This is a genomic window from Spiroplasma sp. DGKH1 (assembly GCF_040940205.1).
In the GTDB taxonomy this organism is placed as follows: Bacteria; Bacillota_I; Bacilli_A; order Mycoplasmatales; family Mycoplasmataceae; genus Spiroplasma.
On record NZ_JASTWG010000002.1, the window covers coordinates 90,065 to 110,512 of the forward strand.

At 30.0% G+C, this 20,448-nt stretch carries 22 protein-coding genes; 1 reads left to right on the forward strand and 21 read right to left on the reverse strand.

Features of this window, described 5'->3' with window-relative positions:
• Nucleotides 1-2: 2 nt before the first annotated feature.
• Nucleotides 3-1,409 carry a BMP family ABC transporter substrate-binding protein gene (locus QPK10_RS01960; protein ID WP_368486357.1) on the reverse strand — a complete coding sequence of 469 codons (1,407 nt, stop codon included), beginning with the start codon at nucleotides 1,407-1,409 and terminating at the stop codon, nucleotides 3-5.
• 615 nt (nucleotides 1,410-2,024) lie between these two features.
• On the opposite strand from QPK10_RS01960, the gene QPK10_RS01965 reads away from it, so the two are divergent.
• On the forward strand, nucleotides 2,025-2,447 hold the full coding sequence (locus QPK10_RS01965; protein ID WP_368486358.1) for a hypothetical protein: 423 nt from the start codon (nucleotides 2,025-2,027) through the stop codon (nucleotides 2,445-2,447).
• 31 nt (nucleotides 2,448-2,478) lie between these two features.
• Here the strand turns inward: QPK10_RS01965 and QPK10_RS01970 are convergent, their stop codons facing one another.
• From QPK10_RS01970 to QPK10_RS02065, 20 genes are all read right to left on the reverse strand, one after another.
• Complete coding sequence (locus tag QPK10_RS01970; RefSeq protein ID WP_368486359.1) at nucleotides 2,479-5,403, reverse strand: hypothetical protein; 2,925 nt, start codon at nucleotides 5,401-5,403, stop codon at nucleotides 2,479-2,481.
• A gap of 42 nt (nucleotides 5,404-5,445) precedes the next feature.
• A complete protein-coding gene (locus QPK10_RS01975) occupies nucleotides 5,446-6,459 on the reverse strand; it encodes a hypothetical protein (protein ID WP_368486360.1) in 1,014 nt (337 codons plus the stop codon).
• A gap of 127 nt (nucleotides 6,460-6,586) precedes the next feature.
• The gene (locus QPK10_RS01980) at nucleotides 6,587-6,955 is read right to left on the reverse strand and encodes a hypothetical protein (RefSeq protein WP_368486361.1); all 369 of its coding nucleotides are present in this window, start codon (nucleotides 6,953-6,955) and stop codon (nucleotides 6,587-6,589) included.
• A gap of 15 nt (nucleotides 6,956-6,970) precedes the next feature.
• Nucleotides 6,971-7,510 (reverse strand): L-threonylcarbamoyladenylate synthase, encoded by a 540-nt coding sequence (locus QPK10_RS01985; protein ID WP_368486362.1) that lies wholly within the window; start codon nucleotides 7,508-7,510, stop codon nucleotides 6,971-6,973.
• 105 nt (nucleotides 7,511-7,615) lie between these two features.
• On the reverse strand, nucleotides 7,616-9,031 hold the full coding sequence (locus QPK10_RS01990; protein WP_368486363.1) for a polypeptide chain release factor methylase: 1,416 nt from the start codon (nucleotides 9,029-9,031) through the stop codon (nucleotides 7,616-7,618).
• Nucleotides 9,032-9,073: 42 nt separating this feature from the next.
• The gene (gene prmC, locus QPK10_RS01995) at nucleotides 9,074-9,931 is read right to left on the reverse strand and encodes a peptide chain release factor N(5)-glutamine methyltransferase (protein WP_368486364.1); all 858 of its coding nucleotides are present in this window, start codon (nucleotides 9,929-9,931) and stop codon (nucleotides 9,074-9,076) included.
• Nucleotides 9,931-11,007, reverse strand: coding sequence for a peptide chain release factor 1 (prfA, locus tag QPK10_RS02000; protein WP_368486365.1), 1,077 nt, complete (start codon nucleotides 11,005-11,007; stop codon nucleotides 9,931-9,933). The genes prmC and prfA overlap by 1 nt, the downstream gene beginning before the upstream one ends.
• 132 nt (nucleotides 11,008-11,139) lie before the next feature.
• Nucleotides 11,140-11,451: a hypothetical protein gene (locus tag QPK10_RS02005; RefSeq protein ID WP_368486366.1), complete on the reverse strand. Its 312-nt coding sequence runs from the start codon at nucleotides 11,449-11,451 to the stop codon at nucleotides 11,140-11,142.
• Between the two features lie 41 nt (nucleotides 11,452-11,492).
• Nucleotides 11,493-11,957 (reverse strand): hypothetical protein, encoded by a 465-nt coding sequence (locus tag QPK10_RS02010; protein ID WP_368486367.1) that lies wholly within the window; start codon nucleotides 11,955-11,957, stop codon nucleotides 11,493-11,495.
• 24 nt (nucleotides 11,958-11,981) lie between these two features.
• The gene (locus QPK10_RS02015; protein ID WP_368486368.1) at nucleotides 11,982-12,566 is read right to left on the reverse strand and encodes a thymidine kinase; all 585 of its coding nucleotides are present in this window, start codon (nucleotides 12,564-12,566) and stop codon (nucleotides 11,982-11,984) included.
• 1 nt (nucleotide 12,567) lies between these two features.
• Nucleotides 12,568-13,533, reverse strand: coding sequence for a bifunctional oligoribonuclease/PAP phosphatase NrnA (locus tag QPK10_RS02020; RefSeq protein ID WP_368486369.1), 966 nt, complete (start codon nucleotides 13,531-13,533; stop codon nucleotides 12,568-12,570).
• Between the two features lie 21 nt (nucleotides 13,534-13,554).
• Nucleotides 13,555-15,477 carry a hypothetical protein gene (locus tag QPK10_RS02025; RefSeq protein WP_368486370.1) on the reverse strand — a complete coding sequence of 641 codons (1,923 nt, stop codon included), beginning with the start codon at nucleotides 15,475-15,477 and terminating at the stop codon, nucleotides 13,555-13,557.
• 90 nt (nucleotides 15,478-15,567) lie between these two features.
• Entirely contained in the window at nucleotides 15,568-15,885 is a 318-nt protein-coding gene (gene rpmE / locus QPK10_RS02030; protein ID WP_047790949.1) for a 50S ribosomal protein L31, read from the reverse strand.
• A gap of 159 nt (nucleotides 15,886-16,044) precedes the next feature.
• Complete coding sequence (locus tag QPK10_RS02035; RefSeq protein WP_368486371.1) at nucleotides 16,045-16,692, reverse strand: nitroreductase family protein; 648 nt, start codon at nucleotides 16,690-16,692, stop codon at nucleotides 16,045-16,047.
• A 43-nt stretch (nucleotides 16,693-16,735) separates the two neighbouring features.
• Nucleotides 16,736-17,707: a hypothetical protein gene (locus QPK10_RS02040; RefSeq protein WP_368486372.1), complete on the reverse strand. Its 972-nt coding sequence runs from the start codon at nucleotides 17,705-17,707 to the stop codon at nucleotides 16,736-16,738.
• 141 nt (nucleotides 17,708-17,848) lie between these two features.
• On the reverse strand, nucleotides 17,849-18,637 hold the full coding sequence (locus QPK10_RS02045; protein ID WP_368486373.1) for a hypothetical protein: 789 nt from the start codon (nucleotides 18,635-18,637) through the stop codon (nucleotides 17,849-17,851).
• Nucleotides 18,638-18,652: 15 nt separating this feature from the next.
• Nucleotides 18,653-19,162, reverse strand: a complete 510-nt coding sequence (locus QPK10_RS02050) for an RpiB/LacA/LacB family sugar-phosphate isomerase (RefSeq protein ID WP_368486374.1) — start codon at nucleotides 19,160-19,162, stop codon at nucleotides 18,653-18,655.
• A gap of 1 nt (nucleotide 19,163) precedes the next feature.
• Nucleotides 19,164-19,601 carry an RpiB/LacA/LacB family sugar-phosphate isomerase gene (locus QPK10_RS02055; protein WP_368486376.1) on the reverse strand — a complete coding sequence of 146 codons (438 nt, stop codon included), beginning with the start codon at nucleotides 19,599-19,601 and terminating at the stop codon, nucleotides 19,164-19,166.
• A gap of 1 nt (nucleotide 19,602) precedes the next feature.
• Complete coding sequence (locus tag QPK10_RS02060) at nucleotides 19,603-19,923, reverse strand: PTS lactose/cellobiose transporter subunit IIA (protein ID WP_047790943.1); 321 nt, start codon at nucleotides 19,921-19,923, stop codon at nucleotides 19,603-19,605.
• Between the two features lie 17 nt (nucleotides 19,924-19,940).
• Nucleotides 19,941-20,447 (reverse strand): hypothetical protein, encoded by a 507-nt coding sequence (locus QPK10_RS02065; protein ID WP_368486378.1) that lies wholly within the window; start codon nucleotides 20,445-20,447, stop codon nucleotides 19,941-19,943.
• Between the last annotated feature and the right edge of the window lies 1 nt (nucleotide 20,448).

Below are 20,448 nucleotides of genomic sequence, written 5' to 3' on the forward strand. Positions count from 1 at the left end.
TCCTACAATTTATCTTCAATAGCTTGTCAAATATAATCTTTTAATTCATTTTGGCTTTGGTAAGTATTGGCTAAAGTACCAGGGAAGAATTTTGCTGCCACTGGTTTGTTTCCACCAACTCCAACTGAATAAACTGCTTCTAGCACAGCAACAATTTTATCAAACGCCGTATCTTTCGTACTATCCCCACTAGTGTTATGAATTAACTCAGTAGCTGTTTTAGGAATTGATTTTGTTGGTTCAATTCCAGTTCAACTTGGGTGGTGAAGCGAAGATTGGTCGGTATTAATTCAACAAGTATCTGTTTGTGGTTTATTCCAACTATTTGAACTTGGATCAAATCCACAAGCTGAAGAATAAATATTTTTTAATGCATCTTGCGTTGATGTTGCAATTTCTTTTAGCGCACTAGTAATAATATAATATTCACCATAAATTTTTGATTGTTCAGTATCAACTCCGACAATTTTGGCATTTGATTTATTATATTTAATCCGATCAATTGTGTCTTGGGTTTGTGGCCCCGCCACTGGAAAAATAACATTTGCTCCTTTACTAATTAGTGAGTCAGAAATATCTTTTCCATGCCCAGCTTCAAATGATTGTGAAAATCATGATTCATCTGGGTTTAGAACATTTTCTACTTTACTAATTGAATGTAATGTTTTGGCATCTGGGTCCAAAGTATTAACAAGATTTAATACTGCTGGTTTTAAAGCCCCCAGTTTAGGATATTTTGGATCTTCGTTAATAATTTTGTTAAAAATATCAAACGCAACTAAGAATCCCCACATATAGTTTGAAACAGCCCCAGGATTATCCATCCCCCCATATGTTGCTATTTTAAGGTCAGTTCCGAATTCTTTAATATTTGCATTTAGGTATACTGCTGCTGCTAAGCCAGCAAAAAAACCTGATGATTCAGCTTCATATTGTAAACCAATAATATTTTTGGCAACTGGTTTATTTTTATCCATATCTAAATGAACTCCCTGCCCAGAACCATCAATATAAATTAGGTTATCAGCAAGATTTGCTGCCCAACCGATGGTATTACCATGGTTAAACCCTGGTAAGATCATTGTTTTAGCTCCCGCAATTTTAGATGTTACATATGCCATCCTAAAATCAGATGTTGTTTGTGAAGCTGCTTCAAAATAACTTGCTCGTCATTTACTACTTTTTCATTTATCACCAGGTCCGTAATGAGTTGGATCTTGCTTAGATACCACATAAGCACTAGCTCCTTCTCATGCGGATTGATTAAATGAATTATCACTGATTGTTCCCCCATCAGTTATAACTCAAACATCACTATCAAAAGTGTATTTTTTGGTACATGAAACAACTGATGTTACTGATGTTGCCACTAGTGACAATGCCATTAATGATCCAAGAAGTTTTTTCATTCCATTAACCTCCTATATAATTTTTAAATTTGTTATCAATTAAGTACTTTTTTTCATATAAAAATGATCGCAATATTATTTAATGTATTATTTCCTTGCCCATATCAGAACTAACAACTACCAACTTTTTCTTCACTTTATTGCTTAATTAAATTTTAAATTAATAAGATTGTAAGTCAAGAAACGAATTATCTTTTCTAAAAATTAACTTCTTAATTAAAAAAGAACACTTAAAAACAAAGAAAATTGTCATTAATTAAATAATAAAACGCTAGCCTTTATTTTTAATCTGAATTTCCGTCCTATTTTTCAAGAAATCTCCGTAGAAAAGAATGTACCGCTTCATTTCTAACACTATTATATATCAAAATAATATTTTTACAATTAAAATTTATTTTTTATAAAAATTTTATAAAAAATTACTATTATTCATTTTTATGAAATCTAGAGTAAAACTGACCTTGATCATTGTTGTTTAAAAGAATAGAAATCTTCAAGAAAATTTAATTTTCATAATTTAAAAAATTATTTTAGTGACGAATAATTGTATTATCCTTTGTTTATTAATAAAATTTACTTAGTATCAAAAAATAGAAAGAAATGAGGTAAATAAATATGAAGAAAAAAGTTCTTTTAACAATGGCTGGTTTCTGAATACTAACTATTATCTTTCTAGTAATCGGTCTGGGATGTTTAGGAGCAAAAATTGATAACGGAATGGGAGAAACAGTCAACGGTTATCAATACTTAGCTCCCGTTACTAAAAACATTTCAATTGGTAACGAGGCAAAAGAAATTGAATCCGGAGTTGACACTGTTCTTTCGAAAGGTTATCAAGAATTCATTGATAGCTTAAAGGACCAAAAAACAATGGCCGAAACAGCTGATGCTCCACAAGAGATGATTGATGGACTTAACAAACAGATTACTTTTTACCAAACAGTTAAAGTTGGAGTTATCTTTTCAGTTATCCTAGTCCCAATTGCTGCTGGTTTAGCAATTATTAGCGGTGTGGCATGTATTTTTATTAAAAATTAATTAGAAAATAAAAAAATCCCTCATGGGATTTTTATTTTTTTGCTTTTTGACATAATGGACAATCTGTTTCATAGGGAATATCTTGTTTTGTGTATTTTGAAACATTATGTAAATTAATGTGGTTGTAATCTACCCGGTTCATTCCGGTCCCTAAAATATCTTGCACTTTTCGTTTTGGATCTTTATTTTGATATAAGTCACCACTTTGGTGAGATACCCCACTAGTTGCTAATGCACCATAGGTATTTGAACATCCTGTCTGATTATATAAGTTATAACGTGCTGAGGCAAAACTCATGCCATCGACCTTTGGATAGAACTGGTCAATTGGTGTTACCCCCCGACGAAGTTCAATTTGTCGTAATTCATCCTCATCAAATTTTTTGGCCAAGTCATTTGCTTGTTCTTCTAATAATTCTAACTTCATTGTTAAGTCTTTAATATTTGTTTGAATTTTTTCTAATGACTGTCCTTGTTCAAGCTGAGTATTTGTTGAATTAATAATTAATTGTTCTAACTTATCAATTTTATGGTTAAATTGACTAGCAAAAACTGTTTGATTAGTTGTTAGATGACTAAGTTCTTCACTAATTTGATTTGTTGGGAATCCTGGTGAAGAAACTGGTTCTTGTTTAAAAACTGGGTTTTGTACCTCACTAGCAACCGGAGCGGTGTGCTCTTGGGAAGTCACTCCCCGAACGTTATCACTTTGTTTTTTAAGATTTGCTAAAACATCTTCATCTTCTAAATCACTAAAATCATCATTCATAATTTTATTATCTAACTCATCCAAACTATAAGAAACTTCATCTTCAAAATTCGGTTTAGCACTAACTGGTTCAGAACCTACTGGCTCTTGGATTATTGGCTCCTCTGGTGCAAATGGACTTGTAAGAGTTTCGACTGGTGGTTCATTGGCAAATTCTTCTGAATTTACTTCTTCATTTAATAATTCCCCAACTGGAGTTGGTTCTTCTTCAATAATAGTAGATGGTGCAACTTCATCATTAGTTGTTTCTTCACTAGTAGCTTTAACTGGTTCAGTAACCGGAACATCTAATTGGGATTTATCAAAATTATCGGTTAAAATATCATCTAATTCAGCTGATAAATTATCTAGATCATTAAATTCAGTAATCCCATGGTCAAGTTGTTCTAAATGTTTTAAGAATGCACTTTCCGCATCATCTTCTTCATTATTATTATGTTCCTCTAAACTATCTTCAGAACTTTGCTTATCATCTAATAATTCAAATTCTAACTCTGAGTCATTAATATTATCTGTTGCAACCGTTTTGGCAGTTGGCACATCCGGAGTTGACACTGCAATTTCGTCATTAATTACTTTAACATCTTCTGCAATATTCTCTTTAATTGTCTCCATTAAATCTTCTGACACTGTTGGTGATATTTCATCAGGTGTATTTGTCATAAATGAATTTTCACTTTCTGTTGGTACTTCTTCTTGAAAATCATAACCTTGTTCAAGTGGCTCTTGTTCAGGCAGATCATCACTTAATACATCATCTAAATTAAAATCTAACACATTATCATTAATAAATTCTTCTGTGCTCATTGAAGCATTACCAAAAATTTCAGTAACTTGCATTAATTTTAATTGTTTATCTGAGCTAAGATTTAATTTATTTGCTAAGGTATTGGCCTCTTTAGCTAAATTATTATAAATTTTAGCTTTCTTTTTAATTGCTTTTGTTGGTTGGGAAACTGTTTGGGCTTCCTTGTCAACTTCATTTTGTAAATTTTTTGCTTGTTGATATAATTGTTCTCATTTTGTAAATAGTTTTTGTTCTTTTTTAGAATAATTAACTTGATCATTACTTTCAATAATATCATTAAGTGCTTCATCAAGGTTTGAGTCGACATTGTTATTTGCTAAAAGATCATCTTGTGCAACACTTGGTGACGCCACTACTGGTTCGCTTGGAGTATTAACGACTGGTTCTTCTGAAATGTCATTTGCAACTGGTTCGACATGGTCGGCTAATATTTCAACATTGGCATTCGCCACTACCGGTTGGTCATTTTTATAATCATATGTATTTGGTGAAAAGCCAACTGTTTCTTGCGCTTTACTTTCATCCTCATTGTTTGCTCCTGAATCAGGACTCACAACACGTTCAGCTGCTAGATTTTTTAAATCACTCGGTTTTGAAGGTACTGGGTCTTGTTGTACTTCGGCGGGGCGATTCATATCATTAATTAAATTAGCAATTTCGGCTTCGTTTGCTTTATCATTAGCAACATTAAAAATGTCATCTAATTCAGCTTTTCTAAATAGTGTTTTCTTAGTTATTGGTGATGCTTCATTGTTATTATCATCCCCGTTTGTTAAGTCATTGTTTTTGAAATTTGTTGCGTTGTCTGCGGTCTCGACGGTAGTCGCTCCAACTCCCGAAGTGACGCTTCCAAGATACTTTCCCTCTTTGCTTACCTCTCTTTCAAAACGTTTGTCTTCGCGGTAAACAATAATCATATTTCGTTCATCAGCATAGTTGCGGATTGCTTCAACATCAAATAGGGTTGATTCAATAAATAATAAACCAATAAAGATAAAGGCTGGCATGATTAATGCTGATACTTTACCAAATACTAATGATGCAATAATTAATGCCACAAAAAACATTTTAATATATGGCTTCGCAATACGTTGCCCTTTTCTTATTCTTGTTAATTCGAATGATGCTAATGCAATTGTTACTAATGCGGTAAATAACAATAATGCAATAATTGCATAAGTTCATCCATTTCCAACTAGGGTATCAATAATTTTATCTTGTTTAAAAATTGTTTTTTGGAAAACATCATTAATATCAAAAATAGTACCGGGAAGCGTCACTTTAGCAACTACTAAAGCTTGAATAATAGCGGCAAAAATCTGGACAATTGCCCCAACAATGAATAATATTCAACCAAATGTAACTAAAAATATAAACATTTTCTTTTTCCTTCCTAAAAATCTATCTATGTTCCAACAGCCTTATCGCCCACCACGGAGTGCTCAATAATCAAAACCAATTGTATCTTCTTCTTGATCTAATGATTCTTCGTTATTATCAATTGGTGCTGTGATTGTTTCTGGTTGTTGCCCATAATCTTGTTCTGAATTATCATTTGTAAGTAAATTGTACTTACGGTCAAAAATTTGTAATTCATGGTTGATTAACTCGTTAACTAAGCTTTCATCATAATTCTTTTTAATATAACTTTCCACTAAAATTGGATTAAATCCCGTAATTACTTTAAATGCTGTCAATCCTTTAAAAATAGTATGAATTAAGATAAATAATTCACGGAATTTTTCATAACCAACAAGATCAACATTATTAAACAAGATGATAATATTTTCTTTAATTTCATAAGCCCGAATTATTTCACTAAATTCCTTGCGAATATATTCAATCGGATCATCAAATTCTAGTTCATTAATAATAACTGCGGTATTTGAATCAGAGGTGTTGTTATTTTTTTCGTTGCTTTTTAAAGTTCTAGCGAATAATTTAACACGATCCCATAAGACTTTTTTATCTTCTAATCCGACTTGTGGTAGTCCCTTTACAATTTTTTTTAGCAAAAATAAAAATGGTGAACCATATAAATCAATTTTTGCCATATCTAAATTAACTAATGGTACTGAAAAAAATGAATTTGATAACTCAGTAATAACATCATTATCGCCTTTAGTATTTAGAGTTAAAAAAAATTGTACTAAACTATCTTTTTCTTTAAAGATTTTAACAATATCACGAATTATTTCATAACTATTTAAAGAAATTGCATCTTTGATTTTTTGAGTTGCTACCGGTTGATCGTTATTATGAAAACTTTGTTGTAAATTATGGTTTTCTAAATCCAATCCTTCGTTAAATGCTTCTGGTTTATTTTTTCTTCCTCGCACAAGATTTCGATAATCAAATTCTTTTGTTGCCTTATTTTCATCCTCGTCAGTATTAAGTTTTAAGTTTTTCATTCTCTCATACGGATTGATGTACATGTTTAGCCCTCCTGCATCATTTATCCACGTAATAATTATAACATAATTTATAAAAAAAATCTGAAAAAAAATTGCATTTCCATTTGCAATTTGGTATGATATTATGCTTTTTTCAAAATAAAAATCCTTATTTTTCAGGATCTTTTAATTTTTTAAGTTCTTCTTCTAACCGCTTAATTTTCTCTTCTTTAGTTTCATTCTCTGCCGATGATTCCCCATCCTTTGGATCTTCTCCATTATTTTTAGGTTTTTTCTTATAATCAGCAACTAGTTTTTTTGCCCCTTCGGTAATATCATCTTTTTTATAAAATAAAAATGTTCCAGTAAAAAGAATGACAATTCATAATCCAAAAATAAAAACAAAAATGAAAAATGCCACATCATATTTACCTGGATATAAAATATAGAGCACCAAAAAAATAATTGTTAATACAAACAAAATACTAATTGCACTAAAATTGATAATTTTAAACCACGGTCTTTTTTTCTTTTTCATTTTCTAATTTGGCTCCTATCTAACAAATTCTCTTGTTAAAGCATTATAAATTTTTGATGGTTGGTTATCTAAATAGCCATTATCAACAATAACATCCACTGCAAATTCTTTAAAATCATTAAGTTCTTTTCCATAGCGTTGGCCAGTGATATTAACACTAGTAGCAAAAATTGGCCCTGTCTTTTTTAAAATTTGCTTTAATCATTTCCATTTTGTAATCCGCACCGCAATCGTATTATCAAAAGTAAGATGGTATTGCTCATTAACTCCCGCATAAATTTCACCAATTATAGTAATTGAATTTTTTGATTTAAAATATTTCAAATCATTTTTATTAATTTTAATTAACTTTTTTGCTGTTCGTAATGAGTCAACTACTAATGATAAGTACATTTTTTCTGAACGTTGTTTTAACTCATAAATTCTTTTTTTGCCTGCTAAATTATCAATGGTGCACGCAAAACCATAAATTGTATCAGTTGGAATAATTAATACTTGGTGTTCTTTAAATGCTGCAATAATTTTTTTCTTGTCGGCAAGATGATAAATTTTCATAACAATCCCTCATTATCTTTTAATTTAATTATATCTTAAAGTTTAAGAAGTATTTATAGAAGAAAAAAACATTATTTTAAAGTTTAAATAAATAATGTAAATGGCTTAAACTTGACGAACAATCTTGGTAGTCTGATCTTGCTTTTTAATTTTTAAAATATGAGAAATAGCAATAATTGATAGAACTCCTAAAAAGAAAAACGAAAGAATCCCACTTGCAATTAATTCATTCCCATGAACTCAAAAGTAACCAATATTAGGTGTTCCAAAAATTTTTGTGGTAATCTGTTGTTTAAAAATTTCACTTTGGTTATTTCAAAATTCAACTAATCGTCCTAAGGAAGATTGGGAATATAAATAGACAATTAACCCAAAACAAACGATTGCTAAAAAACCACTATATAAGCTAATAAATCCGACTTTTGATAAATTAGGTCTTTTTAGCATTACAAAAATAAAAGCAAATAACATCGCAGCAATTAAGGCAGTTGCAATAATTGGTAAATTTACAATAAGAAAAAAATTACCCGGCGCATGATTAGCCATTGTGTCATAATATTCTTTATTTGGGAAGTCATTTAAATCAGTTGTCCCGGGAATAATAATATTTCTTGTTAATTTAGGATATATAAATGAATATAATAAAAAGCGATAAGCTTGTGTTGAAGTAATTGCAATGCTAAAAGTATACCCTAAATAAGGAGTAAAAATAACCACCGAAAAAATAATTGTTCATAGTGAGATGTTAAATTCAGTGGGAATTAGAAATAACCCCAAAATTTTTTTCGCTAATCCTTGGTTGAAGGTATTTTTTAATACTGTAATTTCTTCATTTTTTTGAATTGTTATTGTTGTACTTAATAATTGTTCAATTTTAAAACTTGTTCGTAAGATAATGAAAATAATAAAGAAAATTTGTAAGCCGGTAATTCACCAAATAGTATTAATTCCAATTCACACAAAAGGGTAGGGATTGTGTGTACCAGTTCCGGTTGCTAAGTTAATTAAATGGTCAATTACTTGGTCGCGGTGTGGTAAAGTTGTTGGAACTAATGAATCAATATGAGCTAAAATTTCATTAAATTTATCCGAACCACCCTTGATTGATTTACACCAATCATTAAAAATTCCATATTGATATTCTGCAAAAGAAAATAATAAACAACTAGCAAATAATAATCCTAAAATTAAGATAATTGAAATTAAAAACAACTTCTTACGAAAATAAATCACACGGTGGTGAAAACCAGCATACAAGCAGGCAAATAAAATTGCTATTCCTAATAATCCAAAAGCAATATAGGGAAAAACTAAAATATAAAGCTTTGAAGGTAACGGGGGATTTGTAAAGGTTTGCAAACTCGTGGTGGGAACTTCTTTTAAAAATTGAAAATATTCTTTTAAAACATTATCACTATGTGAGACAAAAATAAAAATGAAATAAGGAACCATAATGGCCAAAATTACTGCAAAAGCAGTAACTATCATCTTCCATTTTTTTGCGTTCTTAGTTTCATTCATTGATTTGACCTCACTACTAACTTTTTGATTGTATATATTTTACTACAAAACAAATATAAATAACATTCTTCATTTTTTATTGATATCTTTCATGAATTTATACTGAGAATGCTTAAAAAATTGTTTAACTAGTTGCTCAAGATCTTTTTTTTGGTCATAACCATATTCAAAACATAAAATTGCTTTTGTTTTGACAACTGCTTGTCAATTTTCAAAAATTTTTCGATAGAAAAATAACCCATCTTCTTGGCCAAATAAAGCAACATGCGGCTCATAATTTTTAACTCGCTTGCTAATTGCTTGGTGTTGAGGAATATAAGGTGGATTACACACCAAAATATCAGCTTTAATATTATTTTTAATAAATGGTTCTAGCATATCCCCTTCTAATAATTTAACATTGTGAGCATTTAAGATGCTAATATTTTTTGCCGCAACAGCCAAAGCAGCAGAGGAAATATCACTTGCATACACTTTTAAATGGGGATTTTCTAATCCTAAGCTAATCGCAATGGCCCCGCTCCCAGTTCCAATATCAATTAAAGTTAAATTGTGGGGATCATCCCATTGATATTGATCAATTAAATTATTAACTTCATCTACTAATTCTTCTGTTTCATAACGCGGGATTAAAACATTATTATCGACATAAAAATCATAACCATAAAAAAATTGCACATTTGTAATGTGTTGAATTGGTTTACCATTTTTATAAGCTGTTAAATCTTGTCAATACTGATCAAAAGCAAAAGAAATTGGGTCATTCTGACAAGCATATAATTTTGAAATTGTCGTTTTACTATAATATGCAATTAATGTTTTAATATCAGCACTATAATTAATAACATCACTATCCGCTAAAAAATCTTCTGATTTTTTAATTAATTCATTAACAGTCATTAATTACCTTCCATTTTTAAACGTTGTTCTTCGTTCATTAATGCTGTAATAATTTCATCCAAATTACCTTCCATAATTTGGTCTAATTTTTGCAAAGTTAAGTTAATGCGATGATCAGTTACCCGGTTTTGTGGATAGTTATAAGTCCGGATTTTTTCACTACGATCACCGGTACCAACGGCATCTTTTCGTAAATTACCACGCTCCTCATTAATTTTTCGTTGTTGTTCTTCGTATAATTTACTTCTTAAATGTTGCATTGCTAGCGCTTTATTATCATGTTGACTACGACCATCTTGGGAAGTAACAACGGTTCCGGTTGGAATGTGGGTAATTCGAACCGCTGAATCAGTAGTGTTAACGTGTTGTCCACCAGCCCCGGAAGCTCGGTAGGTATCAATTTTTAAATCAACTGGTTTAATTTCAAAATCAACTTCTTCAATCTCGGGAAGAACTGCCACAGTAGCAGTTGAAGTATGGACACGTCCTTTACTTTCAGTTTTCGGAACTCTTTGAACACGATGGGCTCCCGATTCAAATTTCATTTTTGAATAAACCCGGTCACCTTTTAAAATGAAAGAAATTGCAGAAAATCCACCTGCTTCTGAATCATTTTCCTCAATCACATCAATTTTTCAACCTTGCTGTTCCGCATATTTTAAATACATCCGATACAAATCACCGGCAAAAATATTTCCTTCGTCCCCACCAGCAGCTCCACGAATTTCTACAATAACATTTTTTTCATCATTGGGATCTTTTGGCAATAACATTATTTTTAATTCTGCTTCAAGTTCTTCTTTCGCTACTTCGGAAGTTTTTATTTCTTCTTTTGCTAATTCAATTAACTCTTCTTCTTTTTCCGTTTCTAAAATCAATTTTGCTTCTTTAATATTTTGCAAAATATTTTTATATCGCAAATAAACATCAACAATGTCAGCAATTTGTGCCTGTTCTTTTGAAAGAGCTGTCAATTTTTTAACATCCTTAACAATTTCTGGATTTACTAACTCTGTTTCAATTTGTTGTTTTCGTTTTAACATTGTTTCTAAACGGTCAATTGTTTTCTGATTCATTTTCTTCCCACCTCAAATTACTATTTAATACTTAACAATTATATAATATATCTTTTTAAAGAATAGTAGTTATTTAAATAATTTATTAATTATCAATTGCAAATAAAATAAGAAATTCAGGCAAAGAATTTCTTATTTATTTTCATTTACAATTGTTTGAATTTTTGGTAAATTAGCTAACGCATCAACTCAAGAAAGGCGGTATTCTCCACTTTCAAATGTTTTTTTAACAGGGTGCTTTTTAATAATTCTCAAACTTACTTTAAAAACATTAACCCCCACGACAACATAATCACCTTCTTGTAAATTTGATTCCTTAAATAAAGTAAGGCGCGAATTCATTGGTAAGTTTTCAACAAAATGAACTTTTTCTTTGTAAACAGCTTTTGGTTTGACACCAGTAAAGAAAATTGCTTCGGCATTTAACCCTGATTTATTTGGCATAAGTATATCCTCCTTCGTTCTTAACATTATTTAATATTATTTTAGATAATTGGTAATTTGGATAAAAAGGCAGGAATGTGCTTTTTATATCCATAGAATTTTGCTTGAATTTCTAACAGCTTACTACTAGGTTTAATATGTCCTTTTTTTGATAATTCATACTTGTCTTTTCCTCATTTAATAAAGTAATATGTATCACAAATAACTAATGAATGATATTTAAACCCATTACGTTCATCAACTTGCACAAAATTATCATTGCGAACTAATTGCTCTTGATAATAACTGAGTTTCAGATTATCATGTTCATCGTATTTAACTGATGTTATTTGTAATGCTTTAAACCCTTTTTGATTGACTTCAATCACAATAAACGGATGTCGAATTGGTGTTAATCCTTTATTTTTATGTCAAAAAACAACTATGTCTCCTTCCACAATACTAATACCCTTATATATGTCTTTTTTTCGATTCAAAGCCATACTAAGATTATATCACTCTTTCATTTCCCATTACAAAAAAAGAAGTTGTTAATAAACAACCTCGTGACAATGGCGACAACGCGCTTCATATTTATCTTTTTCACCAATTAAAACAATTGGATCATGGTAATTAGCAGGTTTCCCATTAATTAATCGCTGTGTACGGTTGGCTAAATTACCACATTTAACACAAATCGCATGTAACTTTTTAACTTCCTCTGCCTTACTCATTAATTGTTCAACATTTAGAAATGGTTCAGCCCGAAAATCTTTATCTAAACCATTGACAATTACAATAATTCCCTGATTAGCCAAATCATCTGCTGCTTTCACAATTTCGTTATCAAAAAATTGCACTTCATCAATCCCTACCACATCCGTATCAGGTGCTAGGTTTGCTAATAATTCTTTGGTATTATTAACTGAAATTGCTTTAATTGATTTTTGACTATGACTAACAACATTATCATTACTATAACGATTATCAATTGCTGGTTTAAAAACCTGAATTTTAAATTTTGCATAACTTAAGCGCACAATCCGGCGAATAAATTCTTCGGTTTTTCCGGCGAACATACAACCCGTAATAACTTCAACTCACCCAATTTTAGCATTTCTATTCAAAAAATACATTTTAATTTACCCCCTCCACAACATCATTATTAATAATTAAATTATCTAAATCCTTGATAATAGTTGCCGACCAATTCCAGTTTGGCATTTTAATTCCACTTGCTAACAAATGGCCACCCCCATGGTATTTTTTTGCAACCTTATTAACATTATAGTGACGACTACGCATACTAACACTAACAAAATTTTCAGCTTTATTTTCGATAAAAAATAATCAAATTTTAATTTCTTTAATATTAGCTAAGATATTAACCCATCCTTTAACAAGATCATATGTCATTTGATGCTGCTGCAACATCTCATCGGTAATTTTAATATAACCAACTCCCTGGGCACTAATTTCAACTAAACTTTGTAAGTAATTTTTAAACTTGACATTATTTCATGGTTCCAAATATAAATTTTGATAAATTTCTTGGACATCAAAACCAGTTGCTAAAAGCTTACTTGCTAGAATTAAAGTTGCACTTGTGGTGTTACGAAATAAAAAACGATTTGAATCAGTAATAATTCCGGTGTATAACAACCGAGCAGTTTGGGGTGAAACTTTTAATTTACTATGAAAAACTAACTCACTCACCATTTCGGAAGCAGCGATTCGTTTCGCATCCACTCAGGAAAGATCGCCATAAGGAGTATCATCGGGATGATGGTCAATTTTAATGACTTCTTTAGCTGTTTGCCAATACAAACTATCAATCCGTTCAGTATTAGCAGTATCAGTGACAATTACTAACGCATTTTGGTAATCCGCAGCGGTTAACTTTTCGGGAACCCCTAAAAATGATAAATTATCATTGGCTTCCCCATCAGTTAAGACTTTTTTAGTTGGATAATTTTCCTTAATAAAATTAGCTAACCCAAATGATGAGCCATAAGCATCCCCATCGGGAGAAATATGACGTAAACAAATTATTTTGTCGTATTCATTAATCTTTGCTAAGATCAAATCCATTTTTTCCTGCATTTTTAACATCTCTTTTCTATCTTAGATAATTCCTAATAGTTTTTGCGTTTCTTTATCATATACCAAAACTGCTCCTTTTTCAAAATAAATCATTGTTAATTTTCGTAAATTTAATTGTTGATAATCAACAATTAATTTAAAAATCTTATTATGATGGGTTTCAAAATAACAAACAATGGCTCCTCCTGATTTTTTAACAGTTTTAACACTCCCTTTAAAATGTAAAGCGGTTTCTTTATTATATAATTTTGTCTTTTCAAAGTTAAGATACTTTGGATTAATCGCAATTATATACTCTTGATCATTTGTTAAAGGTAAATTAGCCGCTTTAATGATAATATCATCTAATTGTATTGTTTTGTTGGATAAATGATAAATTCCCCGAAAAATATTTTCGGAAGTTGCAAACATTGTTTTGTATAACTCCAATGTCATTGGCGTAGTTGTTGCTTCCACTTGCGAAATCACTTTATAATGGTTTTGTTTGTCAAATAGTAAAAATCCATTAACATAATTTTTTATATTTTCAACATTTTTAACAATTACCAGAACAGAGATTTGCGGATTATAACTTTTAATATTATTAATAATATTATATAACTCATTTGCTTCACTCTGCGTTAAATTATCAAAAGTATGATGCAAAACAATTAATTCTTTTTTAGCTAATAATGCATTAATTAACCGAATTTTGGTGTGGTCAAAACTACTTAAATTTTTGGTTAATCTTAACCAATTCATTTTAATATTTAAATCAAACATCAGTTCTTTAACATAGTTATAAGCTTGATTAGAAACACTTACAATTTTATTTTTAGCTTTCTCAATTAATTCGCTGTAATCCTCTTTTTTAGTAATAAACGTGTCATTTAACATTGCTAAATGATATTTGTGAAAATATTCAATAACTTTTCCCTTGATAATTGAAGCTTCATCGGGTAATAAAGTAACAATTAGTTGTTCTTGCTTCTCATTATATTCATATCACTGATCATCTGAGAGTTGAATCCAAGTTTTTAAAAGACTATTATTTCTTTTTTTTAAAATTGCTTTTAAAATTTCCTTTTTTTGACTATCTTTCATTAAAATATTAACTACATTAAAACGGTATTTTTTTAATGATTTCCGGGCTTTAAAAATGTGGTAACGCTGGTAAACAATCTCTGTTCGTAAAATTTTAAGATATTTTTCACAAATTAGTTTTGCTTCATTAAAGGCAAAGAGTTTAACTTTTAATTTTCGTCGTTTAGCAATATATTTACAATCACACGAATAATCTAATTCTGAAATATAATAAATTTTATCTCATAATGCTTGTAAAAAAGCTAAGTAACCCTCTTGAATTCGTAATTCTTCTTTTTTTAAAACATAAGTTTTGACAGTCTGAAATAAAATTCCCGTCACATCTTCTTTTAAGACTTTTTTAATCTCTTTTTCATGGAAAAGTTTAATTCCATTCCGGTAGCTTTCCATTCATTGCTCTTTAATTTTAATTGAATTATAAATATATTCTTCAAGAATTTTGTCAACTTTATTAATTAAGTCTTTCCGATACTTATCATTATCCATTGCTAATAATTCACGATAAGAATACTTATTTTTTAAATATTTAATGGTTGCCTCATGTAAAAACTTTGGTGTTTTTAAAATATTATAAGTTAATCGTAATTTTGTTGGTAAAAATCCTAAGCGGAAAGCAGCGGGGGGAACATAAGCAATCTTACGTTCTTTTGTTAATAATGTTGTAATATTTTTTTTATTTAAATAAATTGTCCCTTTATTAACCTTTTTCTTTCCTAATAAAAATTTTAAAAAGTAACGTTGGCTAATTTTATTTTCAAAAAAAACGCCTAGGGATTCTTTATTATTAATTTGAAAAGATAAATCATTAAAAATAACTTTTTTATATCTTTTATAAACAATATTATTAAACTCTAAACCCATTTTTCCACCAACATTCTATTTATTCTAAATATACAATATTATACCGAAATAAGCAAAAAAAACACCATTGATAATGGTGCTTTATTTATTTTATTCTGATTTATCGGCAGTTGCGGGTGCTTCTTTTTTATCTTTAGCATTTTTTTTGTTTAAATCTTTTTGTGCTTTTGATAAACTGGCAGTTTGTTTAGCAATTTCTTCTTTTTTATTAAATTTAGATTTGAAACGTTCAACTCGTCCTGCTGCATTCGCAAATTGTTGGTTACCAGTGTAGAATGGATGACATGAAGAACAAGTATCAACTTTAATTTCTTCACCTCTAGTTGATCCACTCATGAATTCCGTTCCACAAGTAGTACATGTAATTTTAGTATCAAAATATTTTGGATGGATGCCTTTTTTTGCCACAATACTCACCTCTCTTATTAAGATTAATATACTTTCTTGGTATATTAATTTACGACATTTATTATAATAACATATATTTTATTAAAAACAATAGATTTATTTGTTGTTTTTAGTTGGTTTTTGTTTTATTATTTTAATTTTTACGCTTATCAGCAATTATTATTTAACAATTTTTGCAAATTCTTCAGTACTAATTCTTTTCCGAGCAAAAGTTGCCCCGTTTGTTTTTTCATCATATTTTCCCAGCGCTAATAATAATACAGTGTGTTTAATATCTTTATCAATATAGCCAAGTTCATGTAATAAATCGTCACTATGGTGAGCATTAAAACCCCCAATTATTGTTGTTCCAATTTTTAAATCAGCCGCTTGTAGGGTCATGAAAGCAGTTGTAATATAAACTTGACTATCAACATAACTAGTTAAATTATCATGGTTTTCTAAATACTGGCGATATTTTTCAATTGTTTCACTTAATTTCTTTTCATCTAATGTTTCGTTCCGGTGTAAACGGCTTCTTAAAAATTCATCCGAGATTAAATAACTTGCATTATAACCAACTAAACAAACCAAGGTATCACATTTTAAACCTTTTTCGACATTTGACCCGTTTAAAACATCATATGCAAATTTTGCCTTAATTTCTTTGTTTTTAATCACAACAATATTGCAAACTTCTAATCCCATTGAACTAGGAGCCATTCGCCCTGCTTCAATAATTGTTGCTAATTCTTCGGCACTAATTGCTTTGTTATCATCATATATTTTAACTGTTTTTCTTCATTCAATTGCATCTTTTACTGACATTTTACGTTTCTCCTAACTTTATTGCTTTTAAATTATATCTGATTTAATAATTAAATGCACCTAAAAACATTGCATAACAAATTTCAATTTCTCCTAATTTATATTTTTCAAGAAATTCCTTAAAAACACTATCTTTTCTTAAAATTGGGAGGGGCTTTTGATAACTCATTAAATTCATTTCTGTGGCATTAGTAACATAATATGAAAACTGGTACAGATATTTTGCCCCCCATTCTTCTGACAATAATTTCGCACGCTCAATGACTTCCATGGCATTCCGAACATCATAAAAACGAATAATTTTTAATAAATGGCTAGTGTTGATTTTATTGGCTTTTAAAATTGTTCACCGGAAAATTGGGTTAACAACAATATTATTAAAATCTAATTGTAAAGTAACATTACCGGGGGTTTGGTTGAGGTGTAGTCCCCATAATAAAAGTGGACACCGAAAAACTTTTCTTTTTTGAAAAACACCTTGGACATATGGAAACGCCAGTTTTAAATCACTATTATTTCGCTTTATCATCAAGTTTAATTTACTATAAATGTTAGTAAACTTTTTTAAAATAAAAGTCAAATAGTCATCAATTCATAAATAAATATCAGCTTTGAAATATTTTTCCTTTTTAAATTTTTGAATTGCTGTTAATAACTTATTTTTTAAACTCGAAATATTTAAAAAAGGGTATTTTGCTAATAATTTATTAAACACCTGATCATTTCTTTGGTAGTCTTTTGTTTTTTTAATTACTCATAAAGTTTGTTGCAAGTCTTTTTTAAAGGCCGGATAATATTCAAATTTAAATGGCTGTAAATTAATTGTTTTTCCTTGTAATAAGGTTTCAAAACTATAATCACCATCAACAGTTAATGCATATAAAAGTTCAAATAAATTAATAATTTTACTTGATAAATAACTATTTTTCGTAAAGAAAATATCATCAGTTTCTTTTGATTTAATTAAGTTGTTAAGATTAATCTGGTTATCAATTTCTTCATAACGATAAAACATCCTTAATTATCTCCTTTGCACTTCCTCGTAATACTATTTTCTTATTTTTTTAGGATAATTCAAGGATTTTCTTTGAAAATATTGGTTTTTACTTTCAAAAAAATGAAAAATATTTGGTATTTTAAACCAAATATTTTTTTACTATGTCAAACTAAAATAAAATTGGACTTTATAGCGATAGTCATAGGAATTTGTCATATACCATTTATTATTTTTAAAAATTTTTCCTTTATTAAAGTGACTATCATTACTATCAACTAATAAGTTTGCACTAGTTTGATCACTGGCGAAGGCGCTGGTGACATCAGTTCACTTACTTTCATCTTTATTATTAGTTCCAATGATATCACGCCGAGTTCCCACAAATTTGTCGGTTTTACCCTTTGTACTAACATCAATTTGAATGCTGAAAGTCACTACATATACTTTCGTATCCGCTTTATATTCTGCTCTAATTTGGCCATGATCAGGGAGATTAACTCACGAACCATCTTTAAACTCGGCAGTTGCTTTATTATCCTGGTCATAAATGATTGTATTAAAATCATTTTCTAAAACCTTAATATCACTATATTTTTTAATTTCCGAACCAGTATTGGAACTGGCTTCATAATCTGCAAGTAACTTAAAGACAATAGCTTGTCCACTCTTATCGTTTTTAACAAACTCATTGTAATCAACTTGTTGACCACCATCTTTAATGGCATTGGTTAAATTATTAAGAAACTCATTTTTATAGGCATCAGAATTAATCGCATCAGAAGATCAGTAAGTAATATCATGATAACTAAAACTATGATCTTTTGCCAAAATATCATTGCTACTATCATCTAAGGACATTACTGAACGTTGGGCATTACAACTAACAAGGGTGATTGGTAAACTTCCACTAATACTAATTGCGGTTAATAGACTAAGAATTCGTTTCATCAAGGTTCACCTCTCTTAATCATGATAATAACCCGTCTGTCATTTTTGAATTTCACTATCAAAAATATTATCAGCATAATTATCATGTGTAATTAGGGCATTAATTTTGGCAATCCGTTCTTCTTTGGCTGGGGTTGGTTGGTATTTGGTTTCTAAAAAGGTTTGGTAAATCTCTTCAATTAAGCCAAGCCCGGTAATTCTTCCCCCCACCGCAATTACATTGGCATTAAATTCTTCGACCGCTTGACGGGCCGCAATTAAATCACGGACAAGAACAGCCCGAATATTTTTTGTTTTATTGGCAGCGTTTGAAATTCCCACCCCTGTTCCACACATAATAACTGCTTTATCAACCTGGTTAGTTGCCACTAAACTAGCTGCTTTATGGCCAAAAATTGGATAGTGTGTCCGCACAAAGTCATAAGTTCCACAATCAACTACTTCATAGCCAGCTTGACGTAAGAAAGTTACCATTTTATCTTTAATATCAGTGACAATATGATCACAAGCAATTGCTACTTTCATCTTACTGTTCCTCCTTTAATAATTCACCTAACATATCAGTTCGTACTAAATGACGACCCCCCGCAAATTCCGTTGCGAAGTAACGAGTAACAATCGCTTTGAGAGCTTCATCCCCAGTTAATTCAGCACCCAGGGTAATAATATTAGCATTATTATGTTCTCTGGTCATATGCGCTGAATGTTCATCACTTAATTGGGCAACAATATTATTTTTAAATTTAGCGGCCACCATAAAGCCACCATTCCCAAATTCATCAATAATAATTCCCCGGTCCGCTTGGTGGTCATTAACTAATTTTGCAACTTCAAAACTTGCCTCAAAAATATCCTTGGGAACCTTATTATTAACATCAATAATTTCGTATTGTAAATCAGTTAATAAATCTTTAACCATTTCTAAATGGCCAAGAAATTTGTTGGTGCCAATGGCAATTTTCATATTATCCCTCCTTTTTTTCACGATAAATATCTAACAGATTATTAATTAAATCACGCAATAATGCCGTTGTCATTAAATGGTCTTGACCATGGACCATAATCATTGTCACATCACTATAATTTCCCTGCGCTTCAGCTTGCAGCAAATCGGTTTGGCGTTGATGAGCAGCATTAATTGCAGCTTCCCCTTCGGCAATTTTCTGTTCAGCTTTTTCAAAATTTCCCTGCTTTGCTAATTTCAAGGCCCGTAAATAACAACTACGAGCATCTCCTGAATAAGCAACAATTTCTAAACCTAATTCACTAATTTTTTCTTTTGTCATTACTAATTCCTCATTTTCTATCTTTTGGTTTCAAAATCATTATTAATATTAATTTGGAGTTTTTTAATAATATTGATAAAAACAAAGTTATTAATAAGAATCAAAATGATACTAATAAAATAAATTACGAGACGACTGGTAATACTAGTTGTTTCATTATTAAAACTAGAAGTTAACAATAAAACTAGGTAAACTGTTGGGATAGTGATTCCTAACAAGAATGGAAAAACAAATAATCATATTCAACCATACGACGATAGTTTTGCTAAAAAACTATCATATAATTCATCTGGTTGACAAGTTACAAATGGGTAGCGACTACGGTTAAAACAAAAGGGCACACTATAACAACAAATAAAACTCCCAACTGCTAAACCAAATTCAATTAAGAAATCTAATCATAACATTTGACTAGTTTTTTCTTGCCCCGCAACAGCATAAAAGATCGCACAAATGATAATTGTTGTTACTAATAAAATTGCTGTTCATAGCAAGGAAATTTTTCGTCTCGTTTTCGTATTCATT